17 protein-coding genes are annotated in these 20,824 nt (G+C 61.3%); 11 read left to right on the top strand and 6 right to left on the bottom strand.

Annotated elements, in window-relative coordinates:
• Nucleotides 1–41: 41 nt before the first annotated feature.
• The 5 genes from FRT59_RS01535 (at nt 42) to FRT59_RS01515 (ending at nt 4,529) form a co-directional block, all read left to right on the top strand.
• On the top strand, nt 42–1,010 hold the full coding sequence (locus FRT59_RS01535) for a LysR family transcriptional regulator (protein WP_034118192.1): 969 nt from the start codon (nt 42–44) through the stop codon (nt 1,008–1,010).
• A 109-nt stretch (nt 1,011–1,119) separates the two neighbouring features.
• The gene (locus FRT59_RS01530) at nt 1,120–2,094 is read left to right on the top strand and encodes a 2-hydroxyacid dehydrogenase (RefSeq protein WP_153870218.1); all 975 of its coding nucleotides are present in this window, start codon (nt 1,120–1,122) and stop codon (nt 2,092–2,094) included.
• Between the two features lie 194 nt (nt 2,095–2,288).
• Complete coding sequence (locus tag FRT59_RS01525; protein ID WP_034118190.1) at nt 2,289–3,191, top strand: chemotaxis protein CheV; 903 nt, start codon at nt 2,289–2,291, stop codon at nt 3,189–3,191.
• Nucleotides 3,192–3,194: 3 nt separating this feature from the next.
• Nucleotides 3,195–3,677: a GNAT family N-acetyltransferase gene (locus FRT59_RS01520; protein ID WP_153838861.1), complete on the top strand. Its 483-nt coding sequence runs from the start codon at nt 3,195–3,197 to the stop codon at nt 3,675–3,677.
• A gap of 108 nt (nt 3,678–3,785) precedes the next feature.
• Nucleotides 3,786–4,529 carry a YkgJ family cysteine cluster protein gene (locus tag FRT59_RS01515; protein ID WP_153870217.1) on the top strand — a complete coding sequence of 248 codons (744 nt, stop codon included), beginning with the start codon at nt 3,786–3,788 and terminating at the stop codon, nt 4,527–4,529.
• Between the two features lie 26 nt (nt 4,530–4,555).
• Here the strand turns inward: FRT59_RS01515 and FRT59_RS01510 are convergent, their stop codons facing one another.
• The 3 genes from FRT59_RS01510 to FRT59_RS01500 all read right to left on the bottom strand — a co-directional run bounded on the left by FRT59_RS01510 (nt 4,556) and on the right by FRT59_RS01500 (nt 7,416).
• On the bottom strand, nt 4,556–6,130 hold the full coding sequence (locus tag FRT59_RS01510) for a methyl-accepting chemotaxis protein (RefSeq protein WP_153870216.1): 1,575 nt from the start codon (nt 6,128–6,130) through the stop codon (nt 4,556–4,558).
• Between the two features lie 107 nt (nt 6,131–6,237).
• Nucleotides 6,238–7,020, bottom strand: a complete 783-nt coding sequence (locus FRT59_RS01505; protein WP_198809560.1) for a transporter substrate-binding domain-containing protein — start codon at nt 7,018–7,020, stop codon at nt 6,238–6,240.
• Nucleotides 7,021–7,182: 162 nt separating this feature from the next.
• On the bottom strand, nt 7,183–7,416 hold the full coding sequence (locus tag FRT59_RS01500) for a hypothetical protein (protein ID WP_034118185.1): 234 nt from the start codon (nt 7,414–7,416) through the stop codon (nt 7,183–7,185).
• Between the two features lie 217 nt (nt 7,417–7,633).
• Here FRT59_RS01500 and FRT59_RS01495 point away from each other — a divergent pair, with 217 nt between their 5' ends.
• The 6 genes from FRT59_RS01495 to FRT59_RS01470 all read left to right on the top strand — a co-directional run bounded on the left by FRT59_RS01495 (nt 7,634) and on the right by FRT59_RS01470 (nt 17,200).
• Entirely contained in the window at nt 7,634–8,800 is a 1,167-nt protein-coding gene (locus FRT59_RS01495; RefSeq protein WP_153870215.1) for an efflux RND transporter periplasmic adaptor subunit, read from the top strand.
• A complete protein-coding gene (locus FRT59_RS01490; protein WP_153870214.1) occupies nt 8,797–11,892 on the top strand; it encodes a multidrug efflux RND transporter permease subunit in 3,096 nt (1,031 codons plus the stop codon). Before FRT59_RS01495 ends, FRT59_RS01490 begins: the two co-directional genes overlap by 4 nt.
• 7 nt (nt 11,893–11,899) lie before the next feature.
• Complete coding sequence (locus tag FRT59_RS01485; protein WP_034118182.1) at nt 11,900–12,577, top strand: heavy metal response regulator transcription factor; 678 nt, start codon at nt 11,900–11,902, stop codon at nt 12,575–12,577.
• Entirely contained in the window at nt 12,567–13,931 is a 1,365-nt protein-coding gene (locus FRT59_RS01480; protein ID WP_198809559.1) for a heavy metal sensor histidine kinase, read from the top strand. The genes FRT59_RS01485 and FRT59_RS01480 overlap by 11 nt, the downstream gene beginning before the upstream one ends.
• A 261-nt stretch (nt 13,932–14,192) precedes the next feature.
• Nucleotides 14,193–15,515, top strand: a complete 1,323-nt coding sequence (locus FRT59_RS01475; RefSeq protein WP_198809558.1) for an OprD family porin — start codon at nt 14,193–14,195, stop codon at nt 15,513–15,515.
• A 170-nt stretch (nt 15,516–15,685) separates the two neighbouring features.
• Nucleotides 15,686–17,200 carry a sensor domain-containing diguanylate cyclase gene (locus FRT59_RS01470; RefSeq protein WP_153870212.1) on the top strand — a complete coding sequence of 505 codons (1,515 nt, stop codon included), beginning with the start codon at nt 15,686–15,688 and terminating at the stop codon, nt 17,198–17,200.
• A 52-nt stretch (nt 17,201–17,252) separates the two neighbouring features.
• On the opposite strand, the gene lpxC is transcribed toward FRT59_RS01470, so the two are convergent.
• The 3 genes from lpxC to ftsA all read right to left on the bottom strand — a co-directional run bounded on the left by lpxC (nt 17,253) and on the right by ftsA (nt 20,820).
• Entirely contained in the window at nt 17,253–18,164 is a 912-nt protein-coding gene (gene lpxC / locus FRT59_RS01465; protein ID WP_003171886.1) for a UDP-3-O-acyl-N-acetylglucosamine deacetylase, read from the bottom strand.
• Nucleotides 18,165–18,276: 112 nt separating this feature from the next.
• Nucleotides 18,277–19,482, bottom strand: coding sequence for a cell division protein FtsZ (gene ftsZ, locus FRT59_RS01460; RefSeq protein WP_017138180.1), 1,206 nt, complete (start codon nt 19,480–19,482; stop codon nt 18,277–18,279).
• A 75-nt stretch (nt 19,483–19,557) separates the two neighbouring features.
• The gene (gene ftsA, locus FRT59_RS01455) at nt 19,558–20,820 is read right to left on the bottom strand and encodes a cell division protein FtsA (RefSeq protein ID WP_137199717.1); all 1,263 of its coding nucleotides are present in this window, start codon (nt 20,818–20,820) and stop codon (nt 19,558–19,560) included.
• Between the last annotated feature and the right edge of the window lie 4 nt (nt 20,821–20,824).

Here is a 20,824-nt window from a genome sequence, read left to right as displayed (position 1 = left end):
AACTTTCTGTCACAATTTGTTATCTCCCTTGAGAACACTCCATGGACACTTTGCAAAACATGCGCGCCTTCAGTTGCGTGGCTGAAGCCGGCAGCTTCACCGCCGCCGCCGTGCAACTGGACACCACCACGGCCAATGTCTCGCGCGCGGTCTCCAACCTTGAGGCCCACCTGCAAACCCGCTTGCTCAACCGCACCACCCGGCGCATCGCGCTGACCGAAGCCGGCAAGCGCTATTTGTTGCGCTGCGAGCAGATCCTCGCCTATGTGGAAGAAGCCGAGGCCGAAGCCAGCGACGCCCACGCCCGCCCCGCCGGGCAGTTGAAAGTGCACACCATGACCGGCATCGGCCAGCACTTCGTCATCGACGCAATTGCCCGTTACCGCCGCACGCACCCCGACGTGACCTTCGACCTGACCCTGGCCAACCGCGTGCCGGACCTGCTCGACGAGGGCTACGACGTCTCCATCGTGCTGGCCAGCGAACTGCCGGATTCAGGGTTCGTATCCCAGCGCCTGGGCATCACCTACAGCATCGCCTGCGCCTCACCGGAATACGTCAAGGCCAAAGGCTGCGCACAACGGCCCCAGGATTTGCTCAACCATGCGTGCCTGCGCCTGGTCAGCCCGGTGATCCAACTGGACAAATGGACCTTCAACGGCCCTGAAGGTCAGGAAAGCGTGTCGATCAATAGCTCGCCATTCCTCGTCAACTCGGCCGACGCCATGAAAACCGCGATCACCAGCGGCATGGGCGTCGGCCTGTTGCCGGTGTACGCCGCCATCGAAGGGCTGCGCAACGGCACACTGGTGCGAGTGATGCCGACCTACCGTTCCCAGGAGTTGAACCTGTACGCCATCTACCCCTCGCGCCAATACCTGGATGCGAAGATCAAGACCTGGGTGGAATACCTGCGTGGTTCGTTGCCGGAGATTCTGGCCGCGCACCAGGCGGAGTTGGTGGCGTATGAGTTGAGCGGAGGCTTGGGTGGCGTGCGGATGGCGAACTGAGTCTTACCAAACGATAGAGATTAAATATGGGAGGGGCGGTGTCCTGACAACTGTAACCAGGAATGTTAGCGTGCTTGGCATTCTCCCGTAGCCGATGAGCCCGCCTGCAATGAAAAAGACTGTCCTGGCCTTCAGCCGTATCACCGCGCCCATGATCGAACGCCTGCAACAGGATTTCGAAGTGATCACGCCCAACCCCAAGCTGGGTGACATCAACGCGCAATTCAACGAAGCCCTGCCCCACGCTCACGGCCTGATCGGCGTAGGTCGCAAGCTGGGCCGTGAACAGCTTGAAGGCGCGAGCAAGCTGCAAGTGGTGTCCAGCGTGTCGGTGGGCTACGACAACTATGACGTGCCGTACTTCAACGAGCGCGGGATCATGCTCACCAACACCCCTGACGTGCTCACCGAAAGCACCGCCGACCTGGCCTTCGCCTTGCTGATGAGCAGCGCGCGCCGGGTGGCCGAACTGGACGCCTGGACCAAGGCCGGCCAATGGAAAGCCAGCGTCGGCGCACCGCTGTTTGGCTGCGATGTGCACGGCAAGACCCTGGGCATCGTCGGCATGGGCAATATCGGCGCGGCCGTGGCTCGACGTGGGCGCCTGGGCTTCAATATGCCAATCCTTTACAGCGGCAACAGTCGCAAGAGCGCGCTGGAACAAGAGCTGGGCGCGCAGTTTCGCAGCCTCGACCAGTTGCTGGCCGAGGCGGACTTCGTCTGCCTGGTGGTGCCGTTGAGCGACAAGACCCGCCACCTGATCAGCACCCGCGAATTGGGCCTGATGAAGCCCAGCGCGATCCTGATCAATATTTCCCGTGGGCCGGTGGTGGATGAACCGGCGCTGGTCGAAGCCCTGCAAACCCAGCGTATTCGTGGCGCCGGCCTGGATGTGTATGAAAAGGAACCGCTGAGCGATTCGCCGCTGTTCCAGCTGAGCAATGCCGTGACCCTGCCGCATATCGGTTCGGCAACGAATGAAACCCGTGAAGCCATGGCCAACCGCGCCCTGGACAACCTGCGCGCCGCCCTGCTGGGCCAGCGCCCGCAGGATCTGGTGAACCCTCAGGTGTGGAAAGGCTGACACCTAATCCATGTGGGAGGGGGCTTGCTCCCGATAGCGGTGTATCAGTGAAGAATCTATTGCCTGACACTCCGCAATCGGGAGCAAGCCCCCTCCCACACTGATCCAGCCCGACACAAAATCCGGTTAAAGCCTGGCGCGCCCAAGTCGATAACCTTCCATAGATCATCATCCCTGATCCACAGAAGGTTTTTATGTCCACCACCAAAGCCCGCGCAGACTCACTCTCGCTTCTGCTCTTTACCTTGCGCAGCGGCAAGCTGATGGCCATCAACCTGCTGAAAGTCAGTGAGATCATTCCCTGCCCGCCGCTGACCAAGCTGCCGGAGTCGCACCCCCACGTCAAAGGCATCGCCACCTTGCGCGGTGCTTCGCTGGCGGTGATCGACCTGAGCCGCGCCCTGGGCGAAATGCCCCTGCAGGACCCGGACGGTGGCTGCCTGATCGTTACCGATGTCAGCCGTTCCAAGCAGGGCCTGCATGTGCAGGCGGTGAGCAAGATCGTGCATTGCCTGACCACCGATATTCGCCCGCCACCCTACGGCTCTGGCGGCAACCGTGCGTTTATCACGGGGGTGACCCAGGTGGAAGGTGGCCTGGTGCAAGTGCTGGATATCGAGAAAGTCATTCACGGCATCGCCCCGGCGCCGATTGAAGTGGCGCCGACCGACCTGACCATGGAAGAAGCCGAAGTGCTCGGTAACGCTCGCATCCTGGTGGTGGACGACAGCCAGGTGGCCCTGCAGCAATCGGTACACACCCTGCGCAACCTCGGCCTGACCTGCCACACCGCCCGCAGTGCCAAGGAAGCCATCGATGTATTGCTGGAGCTGCAAGGCACCGGCGAGCAGATCAACGTGGTGGTGTCGGATATCGAAATGTCCGAGATGGACGGCTACGCCCTCACCCGCACGCTGCGCGAAACTCCGGACTTCAAGGACCTCTATGTGCTGTTGCACACCTCTCTGGACAGCGCGATGAACAGCGAGAAAGCCCGCCTGGCCGGTGCCGATGCGGTGCTGACCAAGTTCTCCTCCCCAGAATTGACCAAGTGCCTGGTAATCGCCGCACAAACCGTGGCGCAAAAGGGCCTGTAAGCGTTGGCCGACTATTTCCAGCTGCTGCGTCGCGACCTCACGGGCAGCCTGCCCGCCCCGCAGTGGCCGGCAGATACTCGGTTGGATCATTACCGTGATGAACTGGCCCCGGCGATCCATGCCGTGCTGCGCATGACCCAGGATCAGGGCGGTGGCCGTGTTGCCAGCCTGGATGACTGGCGCCGGCAGTTCGTGAGCGATGCCGAGTGCGACCCGACACTGTGCCTGGTGGCCAGCAACGCCGACGGTATCCTCGCAGTGGCCCAATGCTGGACCAGTGCCTTTATCAAGAACCTTGCCGTACACCCTTGCGCCCAAGGCCAGGGGCTGGGACGCGCCTTATTGCTGCACAGCTTCCAGGTGTTCAAGCAGCGCGGCGAACCCTATGTGGACCTCAAGGTGCTGGAGAGCAACCTGCGGGCCCGGCAACTGTATGAAAGTGCGGGAATGAGATTTGTCCTACGAGACATAGTGCCCAAGGGCTGACCATCACTGGCGCATAACTTGCTTCCAGAGAGCCCGAGCGGTGGATAGAGGTAAAAACCCGTCACCCCTCAAGCGTCCCCTCTGACCTTGCCTGGTGACAGATCCGCCATGAACACTCAGTTTTCTTGCGTAGGTTGCGGCAAATGCTGCAGCGACCATCACGTCCCGCTGACTCTCGAAGAAGCCCGGAGTTGGACGGCTGACGGTGGTAACGTCATCGTCCTGGTCGAGGGTTTTCTCGGCAACGGCCTGGGCTTGCCCATGCAACAACGTGAACACGCCGAGCGCCGTTCGGTGGTCGTGCCCAGCGGCACTACCCAGGCGTTTGTGGCAATTACCTTTGCCGCCTATAACGCCGGGCGCTGCCGGAATCTTGACGAAGACAACCTCTGCCGCATCTATGAGCGGCGGCCGCTGGTGTGCCGGATCTACCCGATGGAGATCAATCCGCATATCCCGCTGAACCCGAGCGCCAAGGACTGCCCACCGGAATCCTGGGAACAGGGCCCGGCGCTGATCGTCGGTGGCGAACTGATGGATCAGGAACTGGCTGAGCTGATCCGCCGTTCACGCCAGGCCGACCGTGATGATGTTCAGGCCAAGGAAGCGGTGTGCGCGTGGCTCGGCATTCGTAGTACAGCGCTCAAGGGCGACGGCTTTACCGCATACCTGCCGGATATGCAGGCGTTTGCCCAAGCCATTGAGCGGGCGACTGAACAGCCCACCATGGCCAGTGAATGGGTGTTTCATGTGTCCGGGATGGACATCGCCGAACAACTGCTGGACGCCGGGGCGCAGATCGTCACCGAGGTGCCGACCAACTATGCATTTATCTCGCTGAGGGCGGCTTAGCTGCAGCTCCCGTGGCGGCCTGACAGTCAGCGTCGTCTGCGCCAAAACTCCTGCGCCAACTGACGCAAATCCTCAGCCAGCGACGCTACGCCCCCTGAGCTGAGCTCGCTCTGCTGCCCGGCGCTGACGGTGGCCTCGCCGGCATTGCGGATACCGACGATATTGCGGTTGATGTCCTCACTCACTGCGCTCTGCTCTTCCACCGCCGCCGCGATCTGCTGGCTCATGGCGGTAATCTGGGTGACGCGCCGGCTGATGCCGTCCAGTGCCAGCGCAGCCTGTTGCGCCTGCTCGACGCTGGCTTCAACGTGCTCGCTGCTGTGGGCCATGGCCTGCACCGCATCACGGGCACCGCCTTGCAGGGTGCTGATCATGCGTTGGATTTCGTTGGTCGATTGCTGGGTGCGCTGCGCCAGGCCTCGCACTTCATCGGCGACGACGGCAAAGCCTCGCCCTTGCTCACCCGCTCGCGCCGCTTCGATGGCGGCGTTGAGTGCCAACAGGTTGGTCTGCTCGGCAATCGTGCGAATCACTTCCAGTACGCCGCTGATTTCGCCGCTGTGGTGCTCCAACTGCTGAATCACTTCGGTGGCGCGCGCCAATTCCTGGGACAAACGCAACACTGCGTCGCGGCTTTGATCGACGCGCTGATGGCCTTCGTGAGTTTCACCACCAGCCTGATCCGCTGCCTTGGATGCCTCAAGTGCGTGGCTGGCGACCTCGGCCACGCTGGCCGCCATTTGGTGTATGGCCGCCGCTACCTGATCGGTCTGGGCCTGCTGGCCAAGCATGCTGGCGTGGCTGTTGTGCAGATTTTCGACCAACTGTGCGGCATGCCCCGACAAGCGCTGGGATGCGTCGCCAATGCGACCGACCACCGCGCTCACTTGGGCTTCGAGCATTTGCAGGGCGAATTCGATCTGCCCGCACTCGTCACCGCGCCCGGTGTAGATCATCTGGCTCAACGGGTTATCGGCAAGCGCCCGCGCCCGCTGATTCAACCGCGCCAATGGCTGCATGATCGCGCGCGTACCGACCACACCCACCGCACACCCGCCCACAAGCGCCAGCAGTTGCCAGGCCAGCGACCACGTGGCCAGGCCCAGGCCCAAGGCCCAGGCGACTGCGCAGCTGACGGTGACCCAGGCCGATACTTTCACGCCCATGCCGAACACAGACCAACGCTGACGTTTACCCGAGCGTAGCCGCGCATACATGTGCTCCGCCGTTGCGATCCTGCGCGCATCAGGTTTGGTGCGCACAGACTGGAACTCCACTGTGACCCCGTCCCGCGTCACCGGCGTGGCATACGCGCTAACCCAATAATGGTCGCCGTTCTTACAGCGGTTTTTCACCATGCCCATCCACGAGCGACCCCGTTTGAGGGTCTGCCACATATGCGCGAAAGCAGCGGGTGGCATGTCGGGATGGCGCAGCAGGTTGTGCGGCGAGCCGAGCAGTTCTTCGCGGCTGTAGCCACTGATGTCGATGAAGTCCTGGTTGGCGTAGGTAATCGCGCTGGTCAGGTCGGTGGTCGAGAGGATGTTGGCGTCCGGGGCAACGTCCACATTCCGACCGGTGACCGGCAGATTGATCTTCATGGATAGGCGCGCTCGTGATTATTGGAGGAGTCGGCAGGGCGTCGACTCTAAGCGCACTCATCGGGCAAAGATTGATCTAGCTCATATTCCGCGCAATTAATTAGCCATCATGGACTGGAAGACAACAGGTCGAGACGATAGGGCTTGAGGATGCGCTGGTATTCCCCATTGTGCATCAGTTGCTCAAGCGCGTAGTTGAGTTCGTTACGCAGCGCGGTATCGAGCTTGCGCACCGCGATCGCCACGCTGTTGCCCAACAGGTCGGATGATACGGGGGGGCCGACGAAATCGAAGTCCATGCCGGCTTCCTTGTCGAGCAAAGCCTCACGCACCTCCACGGCGCCTTGCAGGGTCGCATCGATCTCGCCCGCGAGCAGGCTCTGGACCAGTTGGTCGTTGAGCCAGAAACTCCTGATGATCACACCCGACGGCGCCCACTGCGCCAGGGCAAAGGCTTCACGATTGCTCCTGACCAACACGCCCACACGCTTGCCCTTGAGCGACCGCCGGGTAGGCGTCAGGCCTGATGTCTTACGCGCCACCAGGCGGGTTGTAATCGGGTAGAGGTCATCGGTGAAATTCACCCGCTGTCGCCGACGACATGTCGGCGCGATGCCCATGATTGCATCAAATTGCCTGGCTTCGAGGGCCTGGAAGTTTTCCATGACGACTTGGTCAACCCAAATACAGCGTACGCTGAGTTGCTCGCACAGGGCGTTGCCCAGTTCGATATTCAACCCCACCAGTTGTCCCTGCGGATTGCGACTTTGAAAGGGCGGGAAATGTGCGGCAACGGCGAAACGGATTTCACGCCGCGGTTGATCAGCCGCGACGACGGCAGTCGCCGACAGCAAGAGAGCAAGCACTGCACAGAGGTGTATCAGGGGCACGGGAATGTCCTTTTCCGGAAAGCTGACTCGCTACGCCCCGATGGGCGTCATCGGGACAGAGCAAACGCTGTGCAAGCTTTCAAGAATCGGTCACGGACCTACAAGTAGAAATCTCGACGGGCGACGTAGGCAATAGCCTATAACTCGAACGCTGATTTAATCTCAGCGTTTACCCATCGAACGGCGTGTGCCCGGTGGTGCCATGCCCGGCGTCTTGGTATGGCCGTTCTTGGCGCCGCCTTTATACCAAGGCTGGCTGGCGTTCTTGGCCCCGCCCAGCTCACCCGGCTTGAAAGGGAACTTGAACGCCGGGATCTCGGCTTTTTCAACGCCGTCGGCAGTGGCCGATTCGACAAGGTCGGCCGCGTCAACAGAGGGTTGGGTCGGGGAATTCATAGGAGGCTCCGGCGCAGCTGTAGGTGTAAAACCGCGAGTATACGGGGGTGGAGCGGCAAGCGGCGAGCTTCAAGCTGCAAGTTAAAGCGCCTAGCTGTCACGGCTGTCAGTTTGCCGTCACCGTGCTGACCGGGTTACAGAGCTATAAGGCATTTACACACACTTCAACTTGCAGCTTGCAGCTTAAAACTTGCAACTGCGCCCCCGGCGCCCTCCTATGCAAATAAAACGAATCACGGCCCTGATGGTGGGCGTCCTCTTGGTACTGGCCGTTGCAGCCTGGGCGTTGACCCGACCGGTCAAGACCCGCCTCGCAGCGCCTACCGCGATACCGGTGCGGGTGGTGAGTGTGGTGCAACAGGATGTTCCACGATTTGTCAGCGGCATCGGCTCGGTGTTGTCGTTGCACAGTGTGGTGATTCGCCCGCAGATCGACGGCATTCTCACCAAACTGTTGGTCAAGGAAGGCCAATGGGTAAAAGCCGGTGACCTGCTGGCGACCATCGACGACCGCTCTATCCGGGCGAGCCTTGACCAGGCCAAGGCGCAATTGGGCGAGAGCCAGGCGCAACTGCAAGTGGCACTGGTCAACCTCAAGCGCTACAAAGAGCTGAGCATCGACGACGGCGTGTCGAAACAGACCTATGACCAGCAACAGGCGCTGGTCAACCAGCTCAAGGCCACTGCACAAGGTAACCAGGCTGCGATAGACGCTGCTCAGGTGCAACTTTCCTATACCCAGATTCGCTCCCCGGTCAGCGGCCGGGTAGGTATTCGCAGCGTGGATGAAGGCAACTTCCTGCGCATGATCGACACCCAGGGGCTGTTTTCAGTCACCCAGATCGACCCGATTGCCGTCGAGTTCTCCTTGCCGCAGCAGATGCTGCCAACCCTGCAGGGCTTGATCGCCGCACCCACCCAAGCCAGTGTCGACGCCTACCTGGGCGCCGATACCAACGGCCAGACCGGCGACCTGCTCGGCGAGGGCCACTTGAGCCTGATCGACAACCAGATCAGCTCCACCACCGGCACCCTGCGGGCCAAGGCCGAGTTCAACAACCCATCGCAAAAGCTGTGGCCGGGGCAACTGGTGACCATCAAGATCCAGACAGCCCTGGACAAGAACGCGCTGGTGGTGCCACCGACCGTGGTACAGCGCGGCCTGGACGCGCACTTCGTGTACCGGGTGATGGGTGACAAGGTGGAGGTGGTGCCGGTGCAGGTCGCCTACCAGAACAGCGAGATCAACATCATCAAAGGCGTGCAGGCCGGGGATGTGCTGGTCAGCGACGGGCAGTCGCGGCTCAAGGCCGGCGCGCAGGTGGAGGTGCTCAAGGAGCCGCCACAAGTGATCCAGACCGCTGACACCAAGGTGCAACCATGAGCGGCAGCCGTTCGCCCTCGGCCTGGTGCGTTGATCACCCGGTCGCCACCCTGCTGCTGACATTCGCCTTGGTGCTGTTGGGGGTCATTGCCTTCCCGCGCCTGGCTGTCGCGCCACTGCCGGAAGCGGAATTCCCGACAATCCAGGTCACCGCGCAACTGCCCGGCGCCAGCCCGGACACCATGGCCTCATCGGTAGCCACGCCTCTGGAGGTGCAATTCAGTGCCATCCCCGGCATGACTCAGATGACCTCCAGCAGCGCCTTGGGCTCCAGCCTTTTAACCCTGCAATTCACCCTGGAAAAAAGCATCGACACCGCCGCCCAGGAGGTCCAGGCCGCGATCAATACCGCGTCGGGCAAGCTGCCCAGCGATATGCCCAGTTTGCCGACCTGGAGGAAGGTCAACCCGGCGGACAGCCCGGTGCTGATCCTCAGCGTCAGCTCCGCCAGCATGCCCAGCACCGAGCTGAGCGACTACGTGGAAACCCTGCTAGCGCGTCAAATCAGCCAGATCGACGGTGTCGGCCAGATCAACATCACCGGCCAGCAGCGCCCGGCGATTCGCGTGCAGGCGTCCCCCGACAAACTCGCGGCCATCGGCCTGACCCTCGCCGATATCCGCCTGACCATCCAACAGTCGAGCCTGAACCTGGCCAAGGGCGCGATTTATGGCGAGAACAGCGTGTCGACCCTGTCGACCAACGACCAACTGTTTCACCCGGAGGAATACGGCCAGTTAATCGTTTCCTACAAGGACGGTGCGCCGGTTCAACTGCGCGATATCGCCAAAGTCATCAATGGTTCGGAAAACGCCTACGTACAAGCCTGGTCCGGCGACACGCCTGGGGTCAACCTGGTTATTTCACGTCAGCCCGGCGCCAACATCGTCGAGACCGTCGACCGCATCCAGGCCGAACTGCCGCGCCTGGAAGGCATGTTGCCGGCCTCGGTGCAGGTCAGTGTATTGACCGACCGCACCAAGACCATCCGCGCCTCCCTGCATGAAGTGGAAATGACCCTGCTGATCGCTATCCTGCTGGTGGTGGCGGTCATGGCGCTGTTCCTGCGCCAGCTGTCGGCGACGCTGATTGTGTCTGCCGTACTCGGTGTATCGCTGGTGGCCAGTTTCGCCTTCATGTACGTGATGGGGTTCAGCCTGAACAACCTGACCCTGGTGGCCATCGTGATTGCCGTGGGCTTTGTGGTGGACGATGCGATTGTGGTGGTGGAGAACATTCACCGGCACCTGGAGGCCGGCCTGGGCAAGCGCGAAGCCGCGATCAAGGGCTCCGGCGAAATTGGCTTTACCGTGGTGTCCATCAGCTTCTCACTGGTGGCGGCGTTTATACCGTTGCTGTTCATGGGCGGCGTAGTCGGGCGGCTGTTCAAGGAGTTCGCGCTGACGGCCACCTCGACCATCCTGATTTCAGTGGTGGTCTCGCTGACATTGGCACCGACCCTGGCCGCCTTGTTCATGCGTGCGCCGACCCACCATGCCCACGCCAAGCCCACCTTCAGCGAACGCCTGTTGGCCGGCTATGCACGCAACCTGCGCCGCGCGCTGGCGCACCAACGCAGCATGGCCGCGATCTTCGTGGTGACCCTGGCCCTGGCCGTGGTTGGCTACGTGTTTATCCCCAAGGGTTTCTTCCCGGTCCAGGACACCGGCTTCGTGCTCGGCACCAGCGAGGCGGCGGCCGATGTGTCGTACCCGGACATGGTCGCCAAGCACAAGGCCCTGGCCGAGATCGTCAAGGCCGACCCGGCGGTGCAAGCCTTTTCCCATTCGGTGGGCGTCACCGGCAGCAACCAGACCATCGCCAACGGGCGCTTCTGGATCGCCCTGAAAGACCGTGGTGATCGTGACGTGTCCGCCAGCCAGTTCATCGACCGCCTCCGCCCGCAACTGGCCAAGGTGCCGGGTATCGTGCTGTACCTGCGCGCCGGCCAGGACATCAACTTGAGCTCCGGCCCCAGCCGCGCTCAGTATCAATACGTGCTCAAGAGCAACGACGGCCCGACGCTCAATACCTGGACCCAACGCCTCACCGAAAAACTGCGCGCCAACCCGGCGTTTCGCGACCTGTCCAACGACCTGCAACTGGGCGGCAGCATCACCCACATCAGCATCGACCGCCAGGCCGCCGCCCGCTTCGGCCTGACCGCCACCGATGTCGACCAGGCGCTGTACGACGCCTTCGGCCAGCGCCAGATCAACGAGTTCCAGACCGAGATCAACCAATACCAAGTGATACTCGAACTGGACAGCCAACAGCGCGGCAAGGCCGAAAGCCTCAACTACTTCTACCTGCGCTCGCCGCTGACCAACGAGATGGTGCCCCTGTCGGCACTGGCCAAGGTCGACCCGCCCACCGTCGGGCCGTTGTCCATCAGCCATGACGGCATGTTCCCCGCCGCCAACCTGTCGTTCAACCTGGCGCCCGGCGTGGCCCTGGGCGATGCAGTGATCATGCTCAACCAGGCCAAGAACGAAATCGGCATGCCGAGTACCCTCATCGGCAACTTCCAGGGCGCGGCACAGGCGTTCCAGAGTTCGCTGGCCAGTCAGCCGTGGCTGATCCTCGCGGCGCTGGTGGCGGTCTACATTATCCTGGGTGTGCTGTATGAGAGTTTCGTGCACCCGCTGACGATCATTTCCACCTTGCCCTCGGCGGGCCTGGGTGCATTGATCATGCTGTGGCTGCTGGGCCAGGATTTTTCGATCATGGCCTTGATCGGCCTGGTGCTGCTGATCGGCATTGTGAAGAAGAACGGCATCCTGATGATCGACTTCGCCCTGGAAGCCCAACGCGTGCGCGGGCTGCCGCCGGAGGATGCGATCTATGAAGCCTGTGTCACGCGGTTCCGGCCAATCATCATGACCACCCTCGCCGCGCTGCTCGGTGCGGTGCCGTTGATGCTGGGCTCGGGCCCGGGTGCGGAGTTGCGCCAGCCACTGGGCATCGCGGTGGTCGGTGGCTTGCTGGTGAGCCAGGCGCTGACGCTGTTCACCACTCCGGTCATATACTTGTACCTTGAACGGCTTTTCCACAGGCCCAAACCAGCGCGAGCGCTGGCGACCACACACTGAGGCGGTCATGCGCGTCCTGATTATTGAAGATGAAGAAAAAACCGCGGACTACCTGCACCGCGGCCTGACGGAGCAAGGCTACACCGTCGATGTGGCACGCGAAGGCGTCGAGGGTTTGCACCTGGCGCTGGAGAACGATTACGCGGTGATCGTACTTGACGTGATGCTCCCCGGCCTGGATGGCTTCGGCGTGTTGCGGGCCTTGCGCGCCCGCAAGCAGACGCCGGTGATCATGCTCACCGCCCGCGAACGCGTGGAAGACCGCATACGCGGCCTGCGCGAAGGTGCCGATGATTACCTGGGCAAGCCCTTTTCGTTCCTGGAACTGGTGGCACGCCTGCAAGCCCTGACCCGGCGCAGCGGCGGCCACGAACCGGTACAAGTCACGGTCGCCGACCTGTGGATCGACCTGATCAGCCGCAAGGCCAGCCGCAACGGCCAGCGCCTGGACCTGACGGCCAAGGAATTCTCACTGCTCAGCGTATTGGCGCGACGCCAGGGTGAGATCCTGTCCAAGACCGCCATTGCCGAGATGGTCTGGGACATCAACTTCGACAGCGATGCCAACGTGGTGGAAGTGGCGATCAAGCGCCTGCGCGCCAAGCTCGACGGGCCGTTCGAACATAAGCTGCTGCACACTATTCGCGGCATGGGCTACGTGCTGGAGAGCCGTAGTGTCGACTAATTCCATCGCCCTGCGCCTGAGCAGCATGTTCACCCTGGTGGCGCTGCTGATCTTCGTATTGATCGGCGGCGCACTGTACCAGCAGGTGGACCGCGGCTTGGGGCTGTTGCCGGGGGCCGAACTGGATGCGCGCTACAGCGTGCTGGAATCATCGGTCAATCGCTTCGGCACGCCGGACCATTGGGTCAAGATCAAGGCCAAGCTCAAGCTGCTGGGCGAAGAAGACAAGCGCATCCGCTTCTGGGTGGTCAGCAGCGACCCGAGCTACGAGTACGGCGAGCCGGACGCCAAGATTCGCGCCTTCGCTGAAGGCTCGACGGGCAAGCGCGACCTGCGCCTGCCAGGCCACGATTACCCGTTCAAGGTGCTGGTCAGCCAGTTTCCAGCCAAGGACCAGCGCCCGGCACTGCGCTTTATGATCGCCATCGACACCGAAAACTTCCGCGCCACCCAGCACCACTTGCTGATGGCGTTGGTCAGCCTGGCGCTGGTCGGTGTGGTGCTGGCGGCGTTGCTGGGGTTCTGGGTCGCGCGTATCGGCCTCAAGCCCCTGGGCAAACTCTCGGATGAAGCGCAAAAACTTGCGCCGCCCAAACTCTCCGGGCGCCTGCAGTTGTCGCCACTGCCGCCGGAATTGAGTCAGTTCGTCAACTCATTCAACGCCACCCTCGACCGCGTTGAACAGGCTTACTCGCGCCTGGAATCGTTCAACGCCGACGTCGCCCATGAGCTGCGCTCGCCGCTGACCAACCTGATCGGCCAGACCCAGGTAGCCCTCACCCGTGGCCGTTCGGCGGAGCAGTATTTCGAGGTGCTGCAATCGAACCTGGAAGAGCTGGAGCGGCTGCGCTCGATCATCAATGACATGCTGTTCCTCGCCAGCGCCGACCAGGGCAGCAAGGCCACCAAGCTGATCGAAAGCTCCCTGGCCGATGAAGTGGCAACCACCCTCGACTATCTGGATTTCATCCTCGAAGACGCCCAGGTCGAGGTGCGGGTGCATGGCGATGCCCTGGTGCAGATCGAAAAGGCCCACCTGCGCCGTGCGCTGATCAACCTGCTGAGCAACGCCGTACAACACACCGCGCCCGGGCAGGTTATCGACGTGCATATCGAAATACAGGAGCAACAGGTAGCGATTGGCGTGACCAACCCCGGCGAGGCGATTGCCAGCGAACACTTGTCACGCTTGTTCGAACGCTTCTATCGGGTGGATGCATCGCGCAGCAACAGCGGGGCGAATCACGGGCTGGGGCTGGCCATCGTCAAGGCGATTGCGTTGATGCACGGCGGGGATGTGTTTGTACGCAGTGAAGGCGGCGGTAATACCTTCGGCATCACCCTGCCGGTCTGACTGTTGCGATTTGGGCAATAGTTATTATCTTGTTACACTCTGTATCGCACCGCTCGCCTGCGTTAATTTGACGCATCGATGAGCGCGACGGCAAAGGCAGCTGACCCGCTTACCCGAATTTCCCTCGACTTTTTTCCAGGGCTCTACACTGGGAATCTGTCTTAAAGCCGCTGACTTCAGCGGCTTTTTTTTGCCGTAAAAAAAGGCCGGGCACACCCCCACGACACTGGCCGTTCTTGATTGACCAAAGGAGCTCCACCGGTGAAGACCTCGCTGACGTTCACCCCGCTATTCCTCGCGATTGCCGCAACGATCGCCCCTCTCGCCCAGGCGGCAGACACCACTTCCACTGACGGTTTCGTCGAAGGCTCCCACCTCACGATCAACACTCGCAACTACTACATGAACCGCGACCGTCGCGACATTCACACCGATGACAGCAAGGAATGGGGCCAGGGCTTTATCGGCACCTTTGAATCCGGCTACACCCAAGGCACCGTCGGCTTCGGCCTGGACCTCAATGCCATGCTCGGCCTCAAGCTCGATGGCGGTGGCGGCACTGACGGCTCCAGCATCCTTCCCTACGGCAGCGGCAACGGCAAGGCACCCGGTTCGTTCTCCACCGCCGGTGGCACCTTGAAAATGCGCGCCTTCGATACCGAACTGAAGGCCGGCGACCTGTTCCTCAATAACCCGGTGATTGCCGGCGGCATGACCCGCATGTTGCCGCAGACCTTCCGTGGCGTGAGCGTGACTAACCACAGTTTCGACGGTTGGATGATCGAAGGCGGCCAGGCCAGCTTCACCAAGCTCTATAACCAGAGCGGCCATCGGCGCATCGGCACCAGCTACGGCGCATTGCCCACCAACACCGACAGCCAGCACCTGGACTGGGCCGGCGTATCATTCAGCGGTATCCCAGGGCTGACCAGCAACCTGTACGCCTCTGAGCTCAAGGATGTATGGCACCAGTATTACTACGACCTGGAATATACCTACGCGCTGAATGACCTGATCAGCCTGACCCCCGGCCTGCACTACTACCACACCCAGGACACCGGCCAATCTTTGCTGGGTGATATCGACAACAACACCTACAGCCTGCATTTCACCGTAGGCGTGGGCAACCACAGCGTCACTGCCACCTACCAGCGGGTCAACGGCAACACCCCGTTCGACTACATCGCCCAGGGCGACAGCATTTACCTGGACAACTCCCAGCAGTACTCGGACTTCAACGGCCCCAACGAGCGCTCATGGAAGCTCAAGTACGCTTACGACTTCGCCGGCCTCGGCGTGCCTGGCCTGACGTCCGCCGTGTCGTACATCAGCGGCAAGACCGACCTGACCAAGGTCGACCCCAACAGCCGCGGCTACAGCAGTTGGTACAGCGCCGATGGCAAAGACGCCAAGCACTGGGAACGGGATATTGACCTCAAGTATGTGGTGCAGGGCGGCAAGGCCAAGGACCTGGCCGTACGCCTGCAATGGGCAACCAACCGTGGTGGCAATGGCTACTCGGCGGTGGATCGGGATGTGGATGAGTACCGCGTGATCGTGGACTATCCGATCAACGTGTTCTGACAACGTTCCAAATGTGGGAGGGGGATTGCTCCCGATAGCGGTGGGTCAGTCGACATATTATTGACTGACACTCAGCTATCGGGAGCAAGGCCCCTCCCACATTTTGGTTCTGCGCCCTATTCCGGAGTTGCTACTAAGCTATTGGCATCCTCAAAGCAGAAGTACCTCCGATGAGTCCAAGCCTCGTTCGCCCCAACCGCCGCCCGGAGCGCTTGCTGATCCTGGGCAGCGCGCTCACGGTGTTGCTGATCGTGGGCATCGTCACTGCACTGCTGATTCGTGAACATGCCAATACCTTGCAGGCGGCCAAGCGCACCGCCAACACCATCACGCAATTGATCGACGCCGACGTGCTGCGTAACGTCGAGCTCTATGACATGGCCCTCAAAGGCCTGATCACCGCCACCGAGCGCACTGACCTGCAGGACGTATCAGAGGGCATCCGCCATCTGGTGCTATTCGACCGCTCTGCCGCCGCGCCCTACAAGGGCGATATCCTGCTGCTGGACCCGACCGGCGAGGTGATTGCCGACTCCTCTGTGCTCACACCGAAGATGGGGAACTTCGCCGATCGGGACTACTTTCAGGTGCACCGCAGCAATCCCGATGCTGGGTTGTACATCAGTCGCCCGTTCATGGCCCGCTGTGTGTGCGATGACCCATGGCGTATCGCATTCAGCCGCCGCGTGTCGTCACCGGACGGGCGCTTCCTGGGTGTGGCCGCCGCGTCCATGCGCCTGTCGTACTTCCACCAATTGTTCAGCAGCCTGAATATCGGCAGCAACAGCACCATCAACCTGATCAACCATCAAGGCATCCTGTTGGCGCAGGAGCCGTTGCTTGAAGTGGGTATGATCGACAAGGACATGAGCCAGCGCCCCAACGTGGCACGCATGCTGCGCGAGCGCGATGGCAGCTTCCAGAGCATCTCCAGTGTCGACCGCCAGGCACGGCTCTACAGTTTCTCCAATGTGGGTAACTTGCCGCTGATCGTCGCGGTGGCGTTGTCCAGCGATGAAGTATTCGCACCCTGGCGGCGTGCGGCATGGTTGGTGAGTATCGCGACGGGCGTGCTGTGCGTGGGCCTGCTGTGGCTGACCTGGGCATTGTGTGTGGAGCTGCGTCGTCGCCATGGCGTTGAGCAGATGCTGTCAGAACTGGCAGCAACAGATGCCCTCACCGGCCTGGCTAACCGCCGTACCCTGGACGAACGCCTGCGCCTGGAATGGGACCGGGCACAACGCTCAACCGAGCCGCTGACGGTGCTGATGATCGATGTGGACCACTTCAAAGCCTTCAACGACCGCCATGGCCACCAGGGCGGCGATGATGCACTGCGTACGGTGGCGCAAGTGATCGACAGCAATATCCGGCGCCCAGCCGACCTGGCGGCACGCTATGGAGGTGAAGAGTTCGCCGTGGTGCTGCCCCACACCGACGCCAAGGGCGCCTGGGTGATCGCCGAGCATATCCGCGAGGGCGTTCAACACTTGCCGCGGGTAGCCGGGGACGAACAGCCGATTACCGTAAGCATCGGCATGAGCACCTGGCACAAACGCAGCCGTATGACCCTTGAGGGTTTGCTGCTCAAGGCTGACCAGGCGTTGTATGAGGCCAAGCACAGGGGGCGCAACCGGATCGTGGATGCTGAACAGCTCCCACATTTACATCCTCATCGCCCATAAAAAAAGGCCACCCGAAGGCAGCCTTTCAAAACTAAAGAAAGAGAGTTGTTACTTACACCGCCGCAACGGGACGCATGTAAGAGATCGGTGCGGTGCTGGCATCTTCGAAGGTCACGACTTCCCAAGCGTCTGTCTGCTCAATCAACTTGCGCAGCAGCTGGTTGTTAAGGGCGTGGCCCGACTTGAAGCCTTTGAACTCGCCTATCAGGCTATTGCCCAGCAGGTAGAGGTCACCGATTGCATCGAGGATCTTGTGCTTCACGAACTCGTCTTCATAGCGAAGGCCGTCTTCGTTCAGTACACCATCCGCGTCGACCACAATGGCGTTTTCAACGCTGCCGCCGAGTGCGAGGTTGTGCTTGCGCAGGTACTCGATGTCACTCATGAAACCAAAGGTACGGGCGCGGCTGACTTCTTTTACGAACGAAGTGCTGGAAAAATCCACGCTTGCACTTTGGGTGCGGTCACGGAATACCGGGTGATCGAAATCGATCTCAAAGCTCACTTTAAAGCCTTCGAACGGGACGAAGGTGGCGCGCTTGTCGCCGTCTTCTACTGTCACTTCCCGCAGAATGCGAATGAACTTCTTGGCTGCGTCCTGTTCTTCCAGGCCGGCAGATTGAATCAAGAATACGAAGGGGCCAGCGCTGCCATCCATGATCGGGACTTCGGACGCGGAGAGCTCGACGTAGGCGTTATCGATGCCCAGGCCAGCCATGGCCGAGAGCAAGTGCTCCACCGTGTCCACTTTGACGTCACCGTTGACCAATGTGGTCGACATAGTGGTTTCGCCAACGTTTTCCGCGCGAGCAGGAATCTGCACCACAGGGTCCAGGTCGGCACGCACAAACACGATGCCGGTGTCGACAGGTGCAGGCTTGAGGGTCAGGTATACCTTCTCCCCGGAGTGCAGACCTACACCTGTGGCACGAATAATATTCTTCAGGGTGCGTTGTTTAATCATGGCTTGGACCGCTTCAGCGCAAATTGCGAACTGGTATCAACAAAGGCTGGCGATAATAGCAGACCAGACCTTTGCTGAACACCAATCACCTTCATAGCCCTGATACATTCCATTAATCGGCCTGACGACGCAGGAATGCCGGGATGTCCAGGTAGTCCAGATCATCTTGCGGATTCGGGCTACGGGATGCCGCAGCACCGGCCTGAGCCTGGTTGCGCATCACGGTCGGACGATCCAGGTCGCGGTAGTTAACAGACGGCAGTTCCTGGCGCGCAGGCGCTGGAGCGGCAGCTTGTTGGCTGGCGTGGCTGTTATGGCCGGTGTGAACGGTATTGTCGATGACCTTCACAGGCTTCTCGATTTTCGCGCCCAGGCCGGTAGCAACCACGGTTACATGCAGTTCATCGCGCATGTCCGGGTCGATAACGGTACCGACTTTGACCATGGCGTGCTCGGAAGCGAAGGCTTCGATGATGCTACCCACGTCGGAGTACTCACCCAGGGACAGGTCAGGACCGGCAGTGATATTCACCAGGATGCCGCGTGCGCCTTGCAGGTTCACGTCTTCGAGCAACGGGTTGCGGATGGCCGCTTCGGTGGCTTCGCGTGCACGGTTCGGACCGCTGGCGCAGCCAGTGCCCATCATCGCCATGCCCATTTCGCTCATGACAGTACGTACGTCGGCAAAGTCGACGTTGATCATGCCCGGGCGCTTGATGATGTCGGAGATACCGCGAACGGCACCGGCCAGTACATCGTCAGCCTTGGCGAACGCGGACAGCAGGCTTGCGTCCTTGCCCAGGATGGTCAGCAGTTTCTCGTTGGGGATGGTGATCAACGAGTCGACGCTTTCAGACAGCAGACGGATACCTTCGTCGGCGATCTGCATGCGCTTGCGGCCTTCGAACGGGAACGGACGGGTCACGACTGCGACTGTCAGAATCCCCATTTCCTTGGCCACTTCGGCAATGATCGGCGCAGCACCGGTACCGGTACCGCCGCCCATGCCGGTGGTGATGAACACCATGTTGGTGCCTTGCAGCACTTCGGCAATACGTTCGCGGTCTTCCAGGGCGGCTTGACGGCCGACTTCCGGATTGGCGCCAGCGCCGAGGCCCTTGGTCACGGCTGTGCCCAATTGCAGGATGGTCCGCGCGCCGATGCTTTTCAGCGCCTGGGCATCAGTGTTGGCGCAGATGAATTCAACGCCTTCAATGTTGCTCTTGACCATATGATTGACAGCGTTGCCGCCGCCACCGCCGACACCGATTACTTTGATAACCGGGCTTGCGGGGATGTTGTCTACGAGTTCAAACATTTTCCCTCTCCTTTCGTTTTCTCTAGTTTTTTCGCCTACTGCTTACTGCGGGTGCTGCGGTGTCGCGGTAAATCTTTAGAAATTGCCTTTTACCCAAGCCTGCAGCCGCTCGAACAACGGCGCTTTCGCTTCGTCGTCACTGCGGTAGCTGTCACGGATGCTCGGGCCCGACAGGGAAATGCCGTCGGTCTGCTTTTGCAGCCCGTACAACAGCAAGCCCACACCGGTGGAATAAATCGGGTTGCGTACTACGTCGCCCAGGCCTTTGACGCCATGGGGAACGCCCAGGCGGACCGGCATGTGGAAGATTTCCTCGGCCAGCTCGACCGCGCCTTCCATCTTCGACGTGCCACCGGTCAGCACAATGCCGGCCGGGATCAGGTCTTCGTAGCCGCTGCGGCGCAGTTCAGCCTGGATCAGGGTGAACAGTTCGTCGTAGCGCGGCTCGACCACTTCAGCCAGGGCCTGGCGCGACAGTTCACGCGGTGGACGGTCGCCCACGCTTGGCACCTTGATGGTCTCGCCGGCACCGGCCAGCTTGGCGAGGGCGCAGGCGTAGCGAATCTTGATTTCTTCGGCGTACTGGGTCGGCGTACGCAGCGCCATGGCGATGTCGTTGGTGACCTGGTCGCCGGCAATCGGGATCACGGCGGTGTGACGGATCGCACCCTCGGTGAAGATCGCGATATCGGTGGTACCGCCGCCGATGTCCACCAGGCACACGCCCAGTTCTTTTTCGTCGTCGGTCAGCACCGAGTAGGCCGAAGCCAACTGCTCGAGAATGATGTCGTCGATTTCCAGGCCGCAGCGGCGCACGCATTTTTCAATGTTCTGTGCGGCGTTGACGGCGCAGGTCACTACGTGGACCTTGGCTTCCAGGCGAACGCCCGACATGCCCAGGGGCTCACGCACGCCTTCCTGGTTATCGATCACGTAGTCCTGCGGCAGGGTGTGCAGCACGCGCTGGTCAGCCGGGATCGCCACGGCCTGGGCGGCATCGAGTACGCGTTCGAGGTCGGCCGAGCTGACTTCGCGGTCGCGGATCGCCACGATGCCGTGGGAGTTCAGGCTGCGGATGTGGTTGCCGGCGACGCCGACGAACGCCGAATGGATCCGGCAACCGGCCATCAGCTGCGCTTCTTCGATAGCGCGCTGGATCGATTGCACGGTGGACTCGATGTTCACCACCACGCCCTTCTTCAGGCCCCGGGACGGATGCGTGCCAATACCGACGATTTCGATCGTGCCGTCTTCCCCGACCTCGCCAACCAGCGCCACCACCTTGGAGGTGCCGATATCGAGACCGACGATCATTTTGCCGCTTTGCACGTTTGCCATGGGT

Source organism: Pseudomonas haemolytica (assembly GCF_009659625.1).
Taxonomy (GTDB): domain Bacteria; phylum Pseudomonadota; class Gammaproteobacteria; order Pseudomonadales; family Pseudomonadaceae; genus Aquipseudomonas; species Aquipseudomonas haemolytica.
The sequence above is the reverse complement of the archived record's forward strand: the minus strand, read 5'-3'. Positions and strand labels throughout refer to the sequence as shown.

Bases quoted from the DNA above. Each gene is read 5' to 3' on its own strand.
- FRT59_RS01535 (WP_034118192.1), top strand. From the start codon at position 42: ATGGACACTTTGCAAAACATGCGCGCCTTCAGTTGCGTGGCTGAAGCC.
- FRT59_RS01530 (WP_153870218.1), top strand. From the start codon at position 1,120: ATGAAAAAGACTGTCCTGGCCTTCAGCCGTATCACCGCGCCCATGATC.
- FRT59_RS01525 (WP_034118190.1), top strand. From the start codon at position 2,289: ATGTCCACCACCAAAGCCCGCGCAGACTCACTCTCGCTTCTGCTCTTT.
- FRT59_RS01515 (WP_153870217.1), top strand. From the start codon at position 3,786: ATGAACACTCAGTTTTCTTGCGTAGGTTGCGGCAAATGCTGCAGCGAC.
- FRT59_RS01510 (WP_153870216.1), bottom strand. From the start codon at position 6,130: ATGAAGATCAATCTGCCGGTCACCGGTCGGAATGTGGACGTTGCCCCG.
- FRT59_RS01500 (WP_034118185.1), bottom strand. From the start codon at position 7,416: ATGAATTCCCCGACCCAACCCTCTGTTGACGCGGCCGACCTTGTCGAA.
- FRT59_RS01495 (WP_153870215.1), top strand. From the start codon at position 7,634: ATGCAAATAAAACGAATCACGGCCCTGATGGTGGGCGTCCTCTTGGTA.
- FRT59_RS01490 (WP_153870214.1), top strand. From the start codon at position 8,797: ATGAGCGGCAGCCGTTCGCCCTCGGCCTGGTGCGTTGATCACCCGGTC.
- FRT59_RS01485 (WP_034118182.1), top strand. From the start codon at position 11,900: ATGCGCGTCCTGATTATTGAAGATGAAGAAAAAACCGCGGACTACCTG.
- FRT59_RS01470 (WP_153870212.1), top strand. From the start codon at position 15,686: ATGAGTCCAAGCCTCGTTCGCCCCAACCGCCGCCCGGAGCGCTTGCTG.
- lpxC (WP_003171886.1), bottom strand. From the start codon at position 18,164: ATGATTAAACAACGCACCCTGAAGAATATTATTCGTGCCACAGGTGTA.
- ftsZ (WP_017138180.1), bottom strand. From the start codon at position 19,482: ATGTTTGAACTCGTAGACAACATCCCCGCAAGCCCGGTTATCAAAGTA.
- ftsA (WP_137199717.1), bottom strand. From the start codon at position 20,820: ATGGCAAACGTGCAAAGCGGCAAAATGATCGTCGGTCTCGATATCGGC.